Below are 15492 nucleotides of genomic sequence, written 5' to 3'. Positions count from 1 at the left end.
AAGCGAAATCCCAAACTCTATAAGTGGAATGAAGAGGTATTAAATGAAACGTGCAGTGATTACTGGCCTGGGGATCGTATCAAGCATCGGTAATAACCAGCAGGAAGTTCTGGCATCATTGCGAGAAGGCCGCTCGGGCATTACTTTCTCTCAAGAGCTGAAAGATTCCGGCATGCGTAGTCACGTCTGGGGGAATGTCAAACTGGACACCACTGGCCTCATCGATCGCAAAGTTGTGCGTTTTATGAGTGATGCATCGATTTATGCTTACTTATCCATGGAGCAGGCGATTCAAGATTCTGGGCTGTCTGATGAGGTTTATCAGAATAACCCACGCGTTGGCCTGATTGCCGGTTCCGGCGGTTCTGCGCGCTATCAGGTGTTCGGTGCTGACGCCATGCGCAGCCCACGTGGTCTGAAAGCCGTTGGCCCTTACGTTGTAACCAAATCCATGGGTTCTGCTGTATCCGCCTGTCTGGCAACGCCATTCAAAATTCACGGTGTGAACTACTCCATCAGTTCTGCCTGTGCGACTTCTGCACACTGTATCGGTAATGCGGTTGAGCAAATCCAGATGGGCAAACAGGACATCGTGTTCGCTGGCGGTGCCGAAGAACTGTGCTGGGAACTGGCCTGTGAATTTGATGCGATGGGCGCACTGTCGACCAAATACAATGAAACACCAGAAAAAGCGTCCCGTACCTATGACGCCGGCCGCGATGGTTTTGTCATTGCAGGCGGTGGCGGCATGGTCGTCGTAGAAGAACTGGAACACGCACTGGCGCGTGGCGCGCATATCTATGCGGAAGTAGTCGGCTACGGCGCGACGTCTGACGGCGCGGATATGGTTGCTCCATCGGGTGAAGGTGCGGTTCGCTGCATGAAGATGGCGATGAACGGTGTGGATACGCCGATCGATTATCTGAACTCTCACGGTACGTCTACGCCAGTTGGCGATGTGAAGGAACTGGGTGCGATTCGTGAAGTGTTTGGCGACAACTCGCCAGCTATTTCCGCGACGAAAGCGATGACCGGTCACTCTCTGGGCGCAGCTGGCGTTCAGGAAGCCATTTACTCACTGCTGATGCTGGAACACGGCTTTGTTGCACCTAGCATCAACGTGGAAAATCTGGACGAGCAGGCTGCTGGTTTGAACATCGTGACTGAACCGACGGAACGTGAACTGACCACAGTGATGTCTAACAGCTTCGGTTTTGGTGGTACGAATGCGACGCTGGTAATGAGAAAACTCGATAAATAATCGGTTTATCATTCAAACGTTCTCATTGAAACGTTCTGATTGAAATAAAGAAAACCCCGCTGGCGCAAGCCGCGGGGTTTTTTGTTGGCGCTGGCTTTGTTGAGGATGGTGTTGTTGGCTCATGGGCATGAGCGATAAGTCTGGCCTTAAGGTATTAGCGCTTAGATCAATACCCAAAGCAAAAATGCAGCCACGCAGGTGCTGACAATCACCAGGAACATCGGCTTATGGAACAGGGATTGCCAACTGAGCGGCAGTGACGCAATCAGCGGGTTAAACAGCGGATGCAGCAACTGTGAGGTCGTGGTCCAGTCCGTTTCCTGTGCGCGCTGAATGCGCTGCGTAAACAGGAACGTCAGCAGATCGCTGACCTGCATCGGCGTCAGCGGAGTTTGTAATCCAATATTGAAGCGATTTTGCGTATAATCCATCAATAAATGCTGTTCCTGCGCGGTCATAGGCTGTTGTAGCAAAGCCTGCAACGGGGCGAGATTCGGGGAAAGCAGCGCGTTCTGTGCCGGTAGCGGCTGTGATGATAGATTCGCTGTGGATGACAGATTCGCGTTAGCCGTATTGGTGGTGTTGGTTGTCAGCGGTTCTGGCGATGCACCCGCTGTGCCTGCATTTGTCGGTGCTCCCTGTGGCGCTGGCGAGGTGGCGCGCAGCAGCGTCTGCGTCTGTTGTAGTTCAACCTGTGCTTGCAGGAACTGCGTGATCAGCGGCAGATGTTTTAACGGGATAGCGTCGCCTGGGCTAAGGTTCTGCATCATCATCAGATTGTTCAGCACTCTTGCAGGCTGTTCCCCGGTCATGGTCGCTAATCGGGTGACTAACTGATTCAAGCCGCGCTGTTCCGCAGGAGAAAGCGGACGATCGGGCGAGTTGGCGACCTGAGCGGTTTGCGACGCGGTGGTTGATGCCGTTGACTGCGGGATTTGCCCGTTTTGCAGCAGCGTAACAACTTGCTGTAGCTGCATTTTATCCAGCGCGCTTAGCGTGGTGCTACCGAACTGTTGCTGGATGAAATTGCTGACCGCCTGACGATTATTTCCCTGAGACAGCATATCGGTCAGACGCTGAAGCAATTGTTGACGTCCACCGCTATCTTGCGCCTGCGTTAAGCGAGTCTGGAGTATCTGCTCGGCAGGCTGGTAGTGGCGGGACAGCAGTTCATTATTTTCTGCCAGACCTAATCCCTGTTTTACCGTCGTCCAGACTTCCGCTGCCTTTGACGTGGTCAGCGCGGCAACTTTAAGCACCAGATTTTCCAGCGTCGTGCGCTGCGCCAGCGTCAGCGGTCGATCGCCGTTGGATGAACCTGCGGCGTTAGCTGATGATGTAGAGGTTGACGATGTGGTGGTCGGCGTAACCGAGCGTTCGCCAGGCAGCGGGGCACCTGGGCCACTTACAGGTTGCATATCGGTTATCCTCACTGCCGTCATGATTGAGATGAATCATAGCAATCTCCCGTGACGGCCGATAGTCATGCGTCGCCTAAAACGGCACTAATCTTATGGGGTAGCTTATGAGCTACGTCCTAGCGGGATGCGCAAGCGCTGGGCGAGGATAACGCCGAGTAGTGTGATGCCCCCACCAACCAGATGATAATGGTGCAAAGGCTCGTGCAAAAAGCCGATCGCGATCATCGCCGTAAAGATCGGCGTCAGATTCATAAAGATGGAGGCTTTGCTGGCTCCCAGACGCATAACCCCCTGAATCCACAGAAAAGGGGCAATGATTGAAGCCATGATGCCAGCGAAAATCACCAGCGGCAGATTGTCGGCATTGAGCTGTACATTGTCCGTCAGCAGGAAGTTTGGAATCAGCACGACGACGCCAAAGGCAATTTGCACATAGAGCGACAGCCAATTGGGCAACGGGATGCTCCAGCGTTTGGTCAGCACGCCATAGAGCGCATAGGACAACGACGCACAAAACATCATGAATTCACCGGGGCCGATACCCTGCGCCAGAATCTGTTCTGGATGTCCCTCACCGATCAGCCAGACAATCCCGACCAGCGACAGCAGGCTACCGAGCACGACGCCCAGTGTGGGTGCCAGACGCAGCAGAGGGATGCTGAGCAGGACGGTGAGTAGCGGGACTAATGACCCCATGATCCCCATCATCACTGCGCTGATCGTGTGTGCCGCGTAATAGGCCAGACTTTGATACAGCACCATGCCAAGCAGACCCAGCACGAGCAGTTTCCAGGCGTGTTGACGAATGGCCACTGCATGATGGCGAAGCGTTGGCAGCATGAACGGCGTCATGACGAGGAACGCAAGAAGCCAGCGATAAAACGAGATAGCGGCCGGGTCAATAACGCTCGCGGAGAGCTTGTTGACGATGACGTTAATTGACCAGATCAGGACGGCAATGGTGGGAAATAGGGCGTTCAACGTTGGGTTTCTCATAACGAACCAGACGAAAAACGCACCAATTGCCAGTCTGGTCGATAAAAATGGGGCAAGTGCGGCAATGGCAAACAACATAACAGAGCCACACGATAGCTATCAACCATGTAATTGCCTTGGGTTTCTGCACCATTCGGTGGCAAAATATCTCCCCGCTTTTTTTGGCTGGCTACCGATGTCGGAGAAGACAATGAAGATTCTGGTTGATGAGAATATGCCTTATGCCCGCGAGCTATTTAGCCGTCTGGGTGAAGTGCAGGCCGTGCCGGGACGTCCTTTGCCACGCGATCTGCTGGCAGACGCGGATGCGTTGATGGTGCGTTCGGTTACGAAGGTGAACGCGGATCTGCTGTCTGGTTCGGCGGTAAAATTTGTTGGCAGCGCGACGGCAGGCACCGACCACGTTGATGACACGTGGCTTAACGCCAACGATATCGCGTTTTCTGCTGCCCCCGGCTGCAACGCCATCGCGGTAGTTGAGTACGTCTTTTCTTCTTTGCTGATGCTGGCCGAGCGTGATGGCTTTCAACTGCGTGATAAAACCGTAGGGATTGTCGGCGTGGGCAATGTTGGCAGACGTCTGGATGCGCGACTGAAAGCCTGGGGCGTGAAAACACTGTTGTGCGATCCGCCGCGTGCCGATCGCGGTGAGGCGGGCGATTTCCTGCCGCTCGACACGCTGGTGCGCGATGCCGACATTCTGACGCTGCATACGCCGCTGTATCTCGACGGCCCGTACCGTACTAACCATTTGATTGATGCCGCTGTACTGAACGCATTTGCTGACGGACGTATTCTGATTAACGCCTGTCGTGGCTCGGTGGTGAACAATGCTGCATTGCTTGAGGCGCTGCAACAGGGTAAAAAACTCAGCGTCATTCTTGACGTATGGGAGCCAGAGCCCGCGTTATCGACCGACTTGCTGGCGCGGGTAGACATCGGCACAGCGCATATCGCTGGTTATACCTTGGAAGGAAAAGCGCGCGGCACCACGCAGGTGTTTGAGGCGTGGAGCGAGTTTATCGGAACCCCGCAGCAGGTGGCGCTTTCGTCGCTTTTGCCTGCGCCAGAGTATGCCGAAGTGACATTGACCGCACCGCTGGATGAGGCGCTGCTAAAACGTCTGGTGCATCTGGTGTATGATGTGCGCCGGGATGATGCGTTGTTGCGCCACGTTGCGCATCAGGAAGGCGAATTCGATCGCCTGCGTAAACATTATCAGGAACGACGCGAATGGTCGTCACTCCATGTTATCTGTGCCGATGCTGACAGCGCAGATTGCCTGAACGCGCTGGGATTCACGGCGTCAGTGCGGGATGCGCGTTAACGGTGTTCCTCTGACGGCGGTGTTGCGCGAGTATCACACTTTTTTATTCATAAACTGACAGACGGCATCACTATCGTCTGTCGGTTCCATTCATGATTTGTGTTTCATTCAAAATTTGGGAGAGAACCAAATGTCTGACGGCTGGAATATTGCTCTGCTGGGCGCAACGGGCGCAGTAGGCACGGCGTTACTGGAATTATTGCAGGAACGCGAATTCCCAGTGGGTGAACTGTATCCGCTGGCCAGTGAACGTAGCGCGGGTGAAACCATACGTTTTAACGGCAAATCCTGTCTGGTCACCGATGTGGCCGATTTTGACTGGTCACAGGCGCAGCTGGCATTTTTTGTCGCCGGTCAGGATGTCAGCGCCCGCTATGCGGAAGACGCGGGGGACGCGGGTTGTCTGGTTATCGACAGCAGCGGTCTGTTTGCGATGGAGCCGGATGTCCCGCTGGTCGTACCCGGCGTGAATACACATACGCTGGCAGATTATCGTAACCGCAATATTGTCGCGGTGGCCGACAGCCTGACCAGCCAACTGCTGACGGCGATTAAGCCGTTGACCGATGCGGCTGGGCTATCGCGTCTGCATGTCGTCAATATGCTGTCGGTTTCCGCACTCGGTAAAGCAGCGATAGACGATCTGGCCGGACAAAGTGCCCGTCTGCTGAATGGTGTTCCGCCTGAGGCCGGGCTTTTCCCGAAGCAGCTAGCATTCAATCTGTTGCCTTTATTGCCTGATGATGCGGGCAGCGTGCGTGAAGAGCGCGTTCTGGTCGATCAGGTGCGTAAAGTCTTGCAGGATGACGGATTGCCGATTTCAGTGACCTGTATTCAGTCCCCTGTGTTCTATGGTCACGCGCAGGTTGTTCATCTTGAATCACTGCGTCCGCTGTCTGCGGAAGAAGCGCGTGACGAACTGCTCAATGCTGGGAATATTGAGGTAAGCGACGAGCAGGATTACCCGACGCAGGTTGGCGATGCGTCCGGCAATGGGCAACTGAGCATCGGCTGCCTGCGTAATGATTACGGTATTCCTGAGCTGCTGCAATTCTGGTCGGTCGCCGATAACGCTCGCTTTGGCGGCGCGCTGATGGCGGTGGAAACGGCAGAATGTCTGGTGCAGGAGTATCTCGGGTAATGTCGGAAACCACTCAGGCGGAGGCTATTCAGGCCGATGCCGCAGCGGAAAACGAACGCGCCCCGCTGAAAATCGCGCTCGGCATTGAGTACGACGGTAGCCTCTATTATGGCTGGCAGCGTCAGATTGATGTCGCTAGCGTGCAGGCCTGTCTTGAAAAGGCGCTGAGCAAAGTCGCGGATGAACCGATAGAGGTGTTTTGCGCCGGGCGAACCGATGCTGGCGTTCACGGCACCGGCCAGGTTGTGCATTTCACCACGCATGCGATCCGAAAAGATGCCGCCTGGACGATGGGCGTGAATGCAAATTTACCGCCAGATATCGCGGTGCGCTGGGTGAAAACGGTGGATGAGGATTTCCATGCGCGTTTCAGCGCGACGGCGCGTCGCTACCGCTATGTCATCTACAATCATCGCTATCGTCCTGCGGTGCTTTCACGTGGTATGACGCACTTTTATCATCCGTTAGACGTGGAACGCATGGAGCGTGCCGGGCAATGCCTGTTGGGGGAAAATGATTTCACCTCTTTTCGGGCGGTGCAGTGCCAGTCGCGCACGCCGTGGCGCTATGTAAATCATTTAAAGGTTACGCGTCACGGTGACTATATCGTGGTAGATATTAAGGCCAATGCGTTCGTTCATCATATGGTGCGTAATATCGTTGGTAGCCTGATGGACGTCGGCTGTGGTAATCGCCCCGAGTCGTGGATTGCAGAGCTGCTGGCGGCCAAAGATCGTACGTTGGCTGGTGCAACGGCTAGAGCCGAAGGGCTGTATTTGGTGGCGGTAGATTATCCCGCGCGTTTTGCTCTACCGCGGCCTACGATGGGGCCGCTCTTTTTAGCCGATTGACGTTTTTGTTGTAACGAGTGCGCCTTTTACCTGTCGCACACTGCCAGATGGCCGTAGGTCAAAAGGCAGCGTGCGACGCATATTAAGGACGAGGCTATTCAGCGTGCTATACGCAAGGCAACACGGATAGTGCGGCTGCTTTGCGTATATCGACCGCGTGCGTTCGATAGACACTTTGGGGAGAAGAAGTGGTGATGGAGTTTATACAGTTTATTATTGATTTTATTCTGCACATTGACGTTCATCTGGCGGAACTGGTGGCGCAATATGGTGTCTGGGTTTATGCCATTTTGTTCCTGATTCTGTTCTGTGAGACCGGGCTGGTGGTGACACCGTTTTTGCCGGGAGATTCGCTGCTGTTTGTCGCAGGGGCGCTGGCGGCGCTGCCGTCGAACGATCTGAATGTGCACACGATGGTGTTCCTGATGATCGTTGCCGCGATTACGGGCGATGCGGTGAACTACACGATTGGACGACTGTTCGGTGAGAAGCTGTTTAGCAACCCGAACTCAAAGATTTTCCGCCGCAGCTATCTGGATAAAACGCATGCGTTTTACGAGCGCCACGGTGGCAAGACGATAATTCTGGCGCGCTTTGTCCCGATTGTGAGAACATTTGCGCCGTTTGTCGCTGGGATGGGACACATGAGCTATCGGCATTTTGCAGCCTATAATGTCATTGGTGCGCTGCTGTGGGTGTTGTCATTCACCTATGCGGGCTACCTGTTTGGCGATTTGCCAGTGGTGCAGGAAAATCTGAAATTACTGATTGTCGCGATTATTTTTCTCTCTATCCTGCCGGGCATTATTGAGATAGCCCGTCACCGTAGAGCGGCTTCGCGCGGCAATGTGAAATAAGTGAAGTATTTTAACATCCGGTTTGACCAGTTTTTTATCCACAGTACCGGAACGTTATGGTTTAATGGGCAGCATTTATGGTCTGTTCTTGGGAACACCCTTGGTGCCGATGCCTTTGGATCGCGATTGTTGTGCGTCTCAGGCATTTTTTCATTGGCAATGTTGTCAGGGAATAACATGAACAGCGGACTGGCATTTGCCAGGTTCAAGCAGAAAGGTTATCAATGAGCTGGATTGAACGAATTCTTAACAAAAGCAATATTACACCGACCCGTAAAGCGAACATCCCTGAAGGGGTCTGGACAAAATGTGATAGCTGCGGTCAGGTTCTTTATCGTGCTGAGTTGGAGCGCAATCTGGGTGTCTGCCCGAAGTGCGATCACCATATGCGCCTTTCCGCGCGCGCCCGTCTACAGGCTTTTCTGGATAAAGAAAACACTGTCGAGTTGGGAAGCGAACTGGAACCGAAGGATGTCCTGAAATTCCGGGATTCCAAAAAATATAAAGATCGTCTGGTTTCTGCACAGAAACAGTCCGATGAGAAAGACGCGCTAGTCGTGATGAAAGGCACGCTGTACGGCATGCCGATTGTCGTCGCGTCGTTTGAGTTTGCTTTCATGGGCGGTTCAATGGCGTCTGTTGTGGGTGCGCGCTTTGTGCGTGCCGTTGAGCAGTCGTTGGAAGACGGTTGTCCGCTGGTGTGTTTCTCCGCCAGTGGCGGTGCGCGTATGCAGGAAGCGCTGATGTCGCTGATGCAAATGGCGAAAACCAGTGCCGCATTGGCCAAAATGCGCGATCGTGGCTTGCCTTATATTTCAGTACTGACCGATCCGACTATGGGCGGTGTTTCCGCGAGTCTGGCGATGCTGGGCGACCTGAACATTGCCGAGCCGAAAGCGCTGATCGGTTTTGCCGGCCCACGCGTTATCGAACAAACCGTGCGTGAAAAACTGCCGCCGGGCTTCCAGCGCAGTGAATTTCTGATTGAGAAAGGGGCGATCGATATGATCGTTCGTCGTCCAGAAATGCGCTACAAGCTGGCCACCATTCTTGCCAAACTGACGAACCATCCAGAACCGGGCGACGATGACGTGGAAATCCGCAGCGATGCGCCGTCTGAATCATCACAGGATGACGCATAATTGACATGATGGGCAGGACGTGTGGTACTCGACCACGTCGTTCTCGACCGAGTAGCAATACGCAATCTCTGCCCGCAATGAACCGTAAGCTAGTGAACGGGACTCATGGATACTCTTCAAATACCTCAAGCCACGTCACCTTTGGTCACGTGGCTTCATTATCTTGAGCACCTGCACGCTCAGGCCATTGATTTAGGTCTGGAGCGCGCTAGGCAGGTTGCTGAACATCTCCAACTGCTCCAGCCAGCCGCCACGATTTTCACCGTCGCGGGGACAAACGGCAAAGGAACGACCTGCTGTACGCTGGAGTCCATTCTGTTAGCCGCCGGGCTGCGGGTGGGGGTGTACAGTTCTCCCCATCTTGTTCGCTATACCGAGCGAGTGCGTATTCAGGGCAAAGAATTGCCTGAAGCGCTGCATACTCAGGCGTTTGCGGATATCGAAGCCGGAAGAGGGGCGGTATCGCTCACCTATTTTGAATTCGGTACGCTGTCGGCACTGCAACTCTTTAAGCAGGCGAATCTGGATGTCGTTATTCTGGAAGTAGGGCTAGGCGGGCGGTTGGATGCCACCAATATTGTGGATGCGGATGTATCCGTGGTAACCAGCATCGCGATCGACCATACCGATTGGTTAGGTAACGATCGGGAAAGCATTGGCCGCGAGAAAGCTGGGATATTCCGACAGGGTAGACCTGCCGTTGTTGGCGAGCCGGATATGCCAGGAACGATTGCCGATGTTGCCGCTGAGAAAGGCGCGCAACTGCGCCGCCGTGGTCGCGACTGGGAATATTCAATGCAGCGCGAGACGTGGAGCTGGCAGGATAAACAGCGCGAGCTGTCACGGTTGCCGTTACCCAACGTTCCGTTAGCCAATGCCGCCACGGCACTGGCTGCATTGCACTATTCTTTACTCAACGTGAGCGAAGAGGCGATTCGACAAGGCTTGCAGCACGCCGCATTACCCGGTCGTTTTCAGACCGTGCAGGCGTCACCGCGATTGATTCTTGATGTTGCGCACAACCCTCATGCGGCGGCGTATTTGGCAAACCGTTTGGCTGTGCTGCCGAAAACCGGAAAAGTGCGGGCTGTCGTCGGCATGCTGTCGGATAAAGACATCGCCGGTACGCTGGCTCACTTAACACCTGTGGTGGATGAGTGGTATTGCGCACCGCTGGAAGGGCCGCGTGGCGCAACGGCGCAGCAGATTGCTGAGCACCTTACGCGCAGCCAATCGTTCCCCGATGTCGTTACCGCCTGGCAGCAGGCGATGTCCGAGGCGACGGAGCAGGATATCGTCATTGTATGTGGATCTTTTCATACGGTAGCGCATGTGATGGAAGCGCTGGATGAGGAGAAGGCGAATGGCGAGTAAATTTCAGAATCGGCTGGTCGGTACGGTTATTCTGGTCGCGTTGGGCGTGATCGTTTTACCCGGCTTGCTGGACGGCAAGAAAAAGCACTACGAAGACGAGTTTGCATCGATTCCGCTGATCCCCAAACCGGGTGACAGCAATGAGATGGAAGCGCTGCCTGCGCTGAACCCGTCGTTGCCGAGTCAGCCGCCGGAAGGGGCGGAAGCGGCGATGCAAAACAGCGCGGAAGCCGAAGCGAGATCATCTACACCATCCACAACGACAGCACCTGAAACCACGACGCAGACGCCGCCATCGTCCCATTCTGGCACGAATACGCCAGCCATGACGGCACCGCCAGTGGTGGTTGAACGTCCGCCGGTTCAGACGCCCGCGCCAGTGACGCCGAAGCCTCAGCCAAAACCTGAGGTGAAGCCAGAAGTGAAACCAGAGGTGAAACCGAAGCCAGAGCCTAAACCGGAACCCAAACCGGAAATGAAGCCTGAAACGCAGCCGACGCAGCAAGCGCCTGTCGGACAGGCCTATATTGTGCAGCTTGGTGCGCTGAAAAACGCGGATAAGGTGAACGAGATTGTCGCTAAGCTTCGTCTCTCTGGTTACCGCGCGTATACCGTACCATCAACGCCGGTGTCAGGCGAAATCACCCGTATTTACGTGGGGCCGGATGCCTCGAAGCAGAAGCTGGAGTCTTCACTGGGCGAGCTGAAACAGCTCAGCGGGCTAAGCGGGCAGGTGCGAGCACATTCCGTTCGTTAAGGTCGTCGAGCGGATGATTACGTGATGGATGGTTCGCAGTCGAGCACGTAAATAAGCAAAAGCAGGCCGCGGGGATGAGGTTCACATCAGTGATACGTCGCCCCGCATCTGTTTTAAGATGCCTGCTGTGAGTTTTGAGATGCCGAGAGTTAATAGAATCAGGCATGATGTCTTGTCGGTTTTTTCGCCTGATTATCTATCGATGAAATCGGCGGAAATACGCTACGCAAACGTTTTCTTTTTCTGTTAGAATGCGCCGCGAACAGGATGACGTAGCGGCTTATTGGTAGCATCGTTCATTATTAGGATAGTTCATGGTTTGGGTTGATTACGTCATTATTGGCATCATCGGATTTTCGGCTCTGGTTAGCCTGATCCGGGGGTTTGTTCGCGAAGCGCTGTCGTTAGTAACCTGGGGATGTGCTTTTTTTGTCGCCAGCCATTACTACGCTTACCTCGCGGTCTACTTCACCCGTTTTGATGATGAGCTGGTGCGTAACGGCATTGCGATTGCCATTCTGTTTATTGCAACGTTGATTGTGGGAGCTATCGTCAACTATGTGATTAGTTCACTGGTTGAACGTACCGGATTATCCGGCACCGATCGCGTTCTGGGCATCTGTTTTGGTGCGCTGCGCGGGGTGCTGATCGTTTCCGCACTGCTATTCTTTCTGGATACGTTCACCGGTTTTTCACAAAGTGATGACTGGAAGCAATCCCAGTTAATCCCGCAGTTCAGTTATATTATCAGGTGGTTTTTTGACTACCTGCAAAGCACGTCAAGTTTCTTGCCGCAGCATTTACCGCTGCGGTAGCGCTGATGAGGAAAAGACACCATGTGCGGTATTGTCGGTATCGCCGGTTTTACACCGGTCAACCAGTCGATTTATGACGCGTTAACGGTGTTGCAACACCGTGGGCAGGATGCTGCGGGTATTGTGACCATCGATGCCTTTAATTGTTTTCGCCTGCGTAAGGCCAATGGCCTGGTGAAAGATGTGTTTGAAGCGCGGCACATGCAACGCTTGCAGGGCAACATGGGGCTTGGCCATGTGCGTTATCCGACTGCGGGTAGTTCCAGCGCTTCGGAAGCACAGCCTTTCTACGTTAACTCTCCGTTCGGCATCACGCTGGCTCACAACGGTAACCTGACTAACGCCCACGAACTGCGTAAAAAGCTGTTCGAGCAGGAGCGCCGTCACGTTAACACCACGTCTGATTCTGAAATTCTGCTGAATATTTTCGCCAGAGAGCTGGACCGTTTCCAACACTACCCGCTGGAAGCCGATAATATTTTTGCGGCCGTTGCCGCGACGCACCAGCAAATTCGCGGTGCCTATGCCTGTGTTGGCATGATTATCGGTCACGGTATGGTGGCTTTCCGCGATCCTAATGGGATTCGTCCTCTGGTTATCGGTAAGCGCGATCTGGAAGATGGCCGCAGCGAGTATATGGTGGCGTCAGAAAGCGTCGCGCTGGATACGCTGGGCTTTGAATTTTTACGCGATGTGGCGCCGGGAGAAGCGATCTACATTACGGAAAAAGGGCAGCTGTTTACCCGCCAGTGCGCAGAGAATCCAAAGAGCAACCCGTGCCTGTTCGAATATGTCTACTTCGCTCGCCCGGACTCTTTCATCGATAAAATCTCGGTCTATAGCGCGCGTGTTCGCATGGGCCAGAAGCTCGGTGAAAAAATTGCGCGCCAGTGGGAAGACCTCGATATTGATGTCGTGATCCCGATTCCTGAAACCTCTTGTGATATCGCGCTGGAAATCGCGCGCATTATCAACAAGCCGTATCGTCAGGGATTTGTGAAAAACCGCTATGTTGGTCGCACGTTTATCATGCCGGGACAGCAGGCGCGTAAGAAATCGGTACGCCGTAAGCTGAACGCCAACCGTGCTGAGTTCCGTGACAAGAACGTGCTGCTGGTGGATGACTCCATCGTGCGTGGTACAACGTCGGAGCAGATTGTCGAGATGGCGCGTGAAGCAGGAGCCAAGCGTGTTTATCTGGCCTCGGCAGCACCGGAAATTCGCTTCCCTAACGTGTACGGCATCGATATGCCAAGCGTCAATGAGCTGATTGCCCACGGTCGCGAAGTGGATGAAATCTGTAAGATTATTGGTGCCGATGAGCTGATATTCCAGGATCTCGACGATCTGATTGAAGCCGCGCGTGAAGATAACCCGGATATCGCTCAGTTTGAATGCTCGGTGTTTAACGGGATTTACGTGACGAAGGATGTCGATCAAGGCTATCTGGATTATCTGGAAGTCTTGCGCAATGACGATGCCAAAGCGCTGCGTAGCCAGAATGAAGTCGAAGATCTGGAATTGCACAACGAAGGTTAACGGCTAGTCGCACATTAAGGCTGTATTGAAGGGGGAGGGCGCGAAAGTGTCTTCCCCCTTATTGTATCTGGAAAACAGTTGTATAAAGAAAACAGGCTTTCGGCGCTTATCCTTGCTTATCGCTAATCAATACGGCAAAGTTTGCGCAGATGATTTTTCCGCGTTTCTGCTTGCGCGGCCAGCCAGAGGCAGTATGAATGAAGCGACTCATTGTAGGAATTTCCGGTGCCAGCGGCGTCATTTACGGCATCCGGCTGCTACAGGTTTTACAGACGCTGGAAGGTATCGAAACCCATCTGATCATGAGTCAGGCCGCCCGGCAGACGCTGGCGTTAGAAACGGATTTTAGCCTGCGTGACGTACAGGCACTGGCCGATGTGGTACATGACACGCGTGATATTGCTGCCAGCATCTCTTCGGGGTCGTTTAAAACGGCGGGGATGGTGATTCTACCCTGTTCGATAAAAACCCTGTCCGGCATTGTGCACAGCTACAGCGACAACCTATTGACCCGCGCGGCCGATGTGGTGTTGAAGGAGCGTCGTCCTCTGGTACTGGGGGTACGTGAAACGCCGCTGCACTTAGGGCATTTGCGGCTGATGACCACCGCCGTTGAGCTGGGTGCGATAATCATGCCACCTGTGCCTGCATTTTATCATCGCCCAGAAAGTGTGCAGGATATTGTCGATCAGACAGTGAATCGTATTCTGGACCAGTTTGACATCGACCTGCCAAAAGATCTCTTTATCCGCTGGCAAGGTGCGTCGTAGCAGGATAGAGACCAAGGCATGCTATTTTTTTCTCTCAGGGCGGTAAACTTTTACTGCCCTTTTTTTGTGCCTTTTTATCACATTGCACTAATTTTGTGCGCAAAAGCACCAAAATAGTGCAATTGAGTTTTGGTATTCATGCCAATGTTATCTATCCTTATTGTTACGCGCCAAAAAACAACCACTAAAAATATTTCAAAATCAAACGGTTAACCGTTATTTTCTGTGCGCTTCGCTCATGAGTTTTTTACGACATCCCTACGTTCATTGTGGCATGAAAACTGCTACAAAAACGGTAATAGTCGGCGTAGAAAACAAATAGCACTCATATCGTTCATTTTTAAAGCAATACACTCTAAATAATTCCGACATTGACGACACATGACATCAATCACTCATGATAAGGGTAGCAATATGAAGAAACTGATCAAAGTCTTACCGTTGGCACTCATTTTGGCTGCGGGTAGCGCGATGGCGGAGATTCCTAAGAATATTAAAATTGGTACCGATCCTACCTATGCTCCCTTTGAATCCAAAAACGCCAGCGGTGAACTGGTTGGGTTTGATATCGATCTGGCGAAAGAGCTGTGTAAGCGTATTCAGGCTAACTGTACGTTTGTCGAAAGCGACTTTGATGCGTTAATTCCGTCCCTTAAAGCTAAAAAAATCGATGCCATCATCTCTTCTCTGTCCATCACCGAAAAACGCCAGCAGGAAATTGCCTTCACCGAGAAGCTGTATGCGGCCAATTCACGCCTGATTGCGAAGAAAGGGGCGAGCATTGAACCTACGTTAGCTTCTCTGGGCGGCAAACGTGTTGGCGTATTGCAGGCATCAACGCAGGAAGCCTTTGCCAATGCTAACTGGCAGCCGAAAGGCGTTGACGTTGTTGCTTACCAAAATCAGGATCTGATTTATGCCGATTTGGCCGCAGGCCGTATTGATGCAGCCTTTCAGGATGAAGTCGCCGCAAGTGAAGGTTTCCTGAAGCTTGATGCGGGTAAAGACTATGAATTTGCTGGCCCAGCGGTAAAAGATGACAAATTTTTCGGTGTGGGGACCGGTATGGGTCTGCGTAAAGCGGATACTGAGCTGAAGGCCGCGCTGGATAAAGCCTTTGAAGAAATGCGTAAAGACGGTACCTACGATACCTTCGCGAAAAAATACTTCGATTTTGACGTCTACGGCGGCTAATGCTGCCACTGTGACTCTCATTTCTTTATCACATGTGTAGCGGGATC

General features: G+C 53.2%; 14 protein-coding genes. 12 read left to right on the top strand and 2 right to left on the bottom strand.

Annotated elements, in window-relative coordinates; translation table 11 throughout:
- Nucleotides 1-43 precede the first annotated feature (43 nt).
- Nucleotides 44-1261 (top strand): beta-ketoacyl-ACP synthase I, encoded by a 1218-nt coding sequence (gene fabB / locus EO763_RS14825; RefSeq protein WP_039491500.1) that lies wholly within the window; start codon nt 44-46, stop codon nt 1259-1261.
- 161 nt (nt 1262-1422) lie between these two features.
- On the opposite strand, the gene flk is transcribed toward fabB, so the two are convergent.
- Together flk and EO763_RS14815 are read right to left on the bottom strand one after the other, a co-directional pair.
- Complete coding sequence (gene flk, locus EO763_RS14820; protein WP_161529405.1) at nt 1423-2679, bottom strand: flagella biosynthesis regulator Flk; 1257 nt, start codon at nt 2677-2679, stop codon at nt 1423-1425.
- Between the two features lie 105 nt (nt 2680-2784).
- A complete protein-coding gene (locus EO763_RS14815; protein ID WP_161529404.1) occupies nt 2785-3756 on the bottom strand; it encodes a DMT family transporter in 972 nt (323 codons plus the stop codon).
- Nucleotides 3757-3868: 112 nt separating this feature from the next.
- On the opposite strand from EO763_RS14815, the gene pdxB reads away from it, so the two are divergent.
- From pdxB to EO763_RS14755, 11 genes are all read left to right on the top strand, one after another.
- On the top strand, nt 3869-5005 hold the full coding sequence (gene pdxB, locus EO763_RS14810; RefSeq protein WP_161530411.1) for a 4-phosphoerythronate dehydrogenase PdxB: 1137 nt from the start codon (nt 3869-3871) through the stop codon (nt 5003-5005).
- A 130-nt stretch (nt 5006-5135) separates the two neighbouring features.
- Nucleotides 5136-6146 carry an aspartate-semialdehyde dehydrogenase gene (locus EO763_RS14805; RefSeq protein ID WP_161529403.1) on the top strand — a complete coding sequence of 337 codons (1011 nt, stop codon included), beginning with the start codon at nt 5136-5138 and terminating at the stop codon, nt 6144-6146.
- Nucleotides 6146-6997, top strand: a complete 852-nt coding sequence (truA, locus tag EO763_RS14800; RefSeq protein ID WP_095700066.1) for a tRNA pseudouridine(38-40) synthase TruA — start codon at nt 6146-6148, stop codon at nt 6995-6997. Before EO763_RS14805 ends, truA begins: the two co-directional genes overlap by 1 nt.
- A gap of 194 nt (nt 6998-7191) precedes the next feature.
- Nucleotides 7192-7854: a DedA family protein gene (locus EO763_RS14795; RefSeq protein ID WP_161530410.1), complete on the top strand. Its 663-nt coding sequence runs from the start codon at nt 7192-7194 to the stop codon at nt 7852-7854.
- A 224-nt stretch (nt 7855-8078) separates the two neighbouring features.
- A complete protein-coding gene (gene accD, locus EO763_RS14785) occupies nt 8079-8996 on the top strand; it encodes an acetyl-CoA carboxylase, carboxyltransferase subunit beta (protein ID WP_161529401.1) in 918 nt (305 codons plus the stop codon).
- A 105-nt stretch (nt 8997-9101) separates the two neighbouring features.
- Nucleotides 9102-10370, top strand: coding sequence for a bifunctional tetrahydrofolate synthase/dihydrofolate synthase (folC, locus tag EO763_RS14780; RefSeq protein ID WP_161529400.1), 1269 nt, complete (start codon nt 9102-9104; stop codon nt 10368-10370).
- A complete protein-coding gene (gene dedD / locus EO763_RS14775; RefSeq protein ID WP_161529399.1) occupies nt 10360-11127 on the top strand; it encodes a cell division protein DedD in 768 nt (255 codons plus the stop codon). The genes folC and dedD overlap by 11 nt, the downstream gene beginning before the upstream one ends.
- A gap of 314 nt (nt 11128-11441) precedes the next feature.
- On the top strand, nt 11442-11942 hold the full coding sequence (cvpA, locus tag EO763_RS14770; protein ID WP_010298532.1) for a colicin V production protein: 501 nt from the start codon (nt 11442-11444) through the stop codon (nt 11940-11942).
- Between the two features lie 21 nt (nt 11943-11963).
- On the top strand, nt 11964-13481 hold the full coding sequence (gene purF / locus EO763_RS14765; protein ID WP_010285044.1) for an amidophosphoribosyltransferase: 1518 nt from the start codon (nt 11964-11966) through the stop codon (nt 13479-13481).
- Nucleotides 13482-13678: 197 nt separating this feature from the next.
- A complete protein-coding gene (locus EO763_RS14760) occupies nt 13679-14251 on the top strand; it encodes a UbiX family flavin prenyltransferase (protein ID WP_010298530.1) in 573 nt (190 codons plus the stop codon).
- 414 nt (nt 14252-14665) lie between these two features.
- On the top strand, nt 14666-15445 hold the full coding sequence (locus EO763_RS14755; RefSeq protein ID WP_039471300.1) for a lysine/arginine/ornithine ABC transporter substrate-binding protein: 780 nt from the start codon (nt 14666-14668) through the stop codon (nt 15443-15445).
- Nucleotides 15446-15492 lie beyond the last annotated feature (47 nt).

This window comes from Pectobacterium odoriferum (genome assembly GCF_009931295.1).
GTDB classification, from domain to species: Bacteria; Pseudomonadota; Gammaproteobacteria; order Enterobacterales; family Enterobacteriaceae; genus Pectobacterium; species Pectobacterium odoriferum.
Note: the sequence above shows the minus strand (reverse complement) of the source record. Positions and strands in the feature narration are given on the sequence as shown.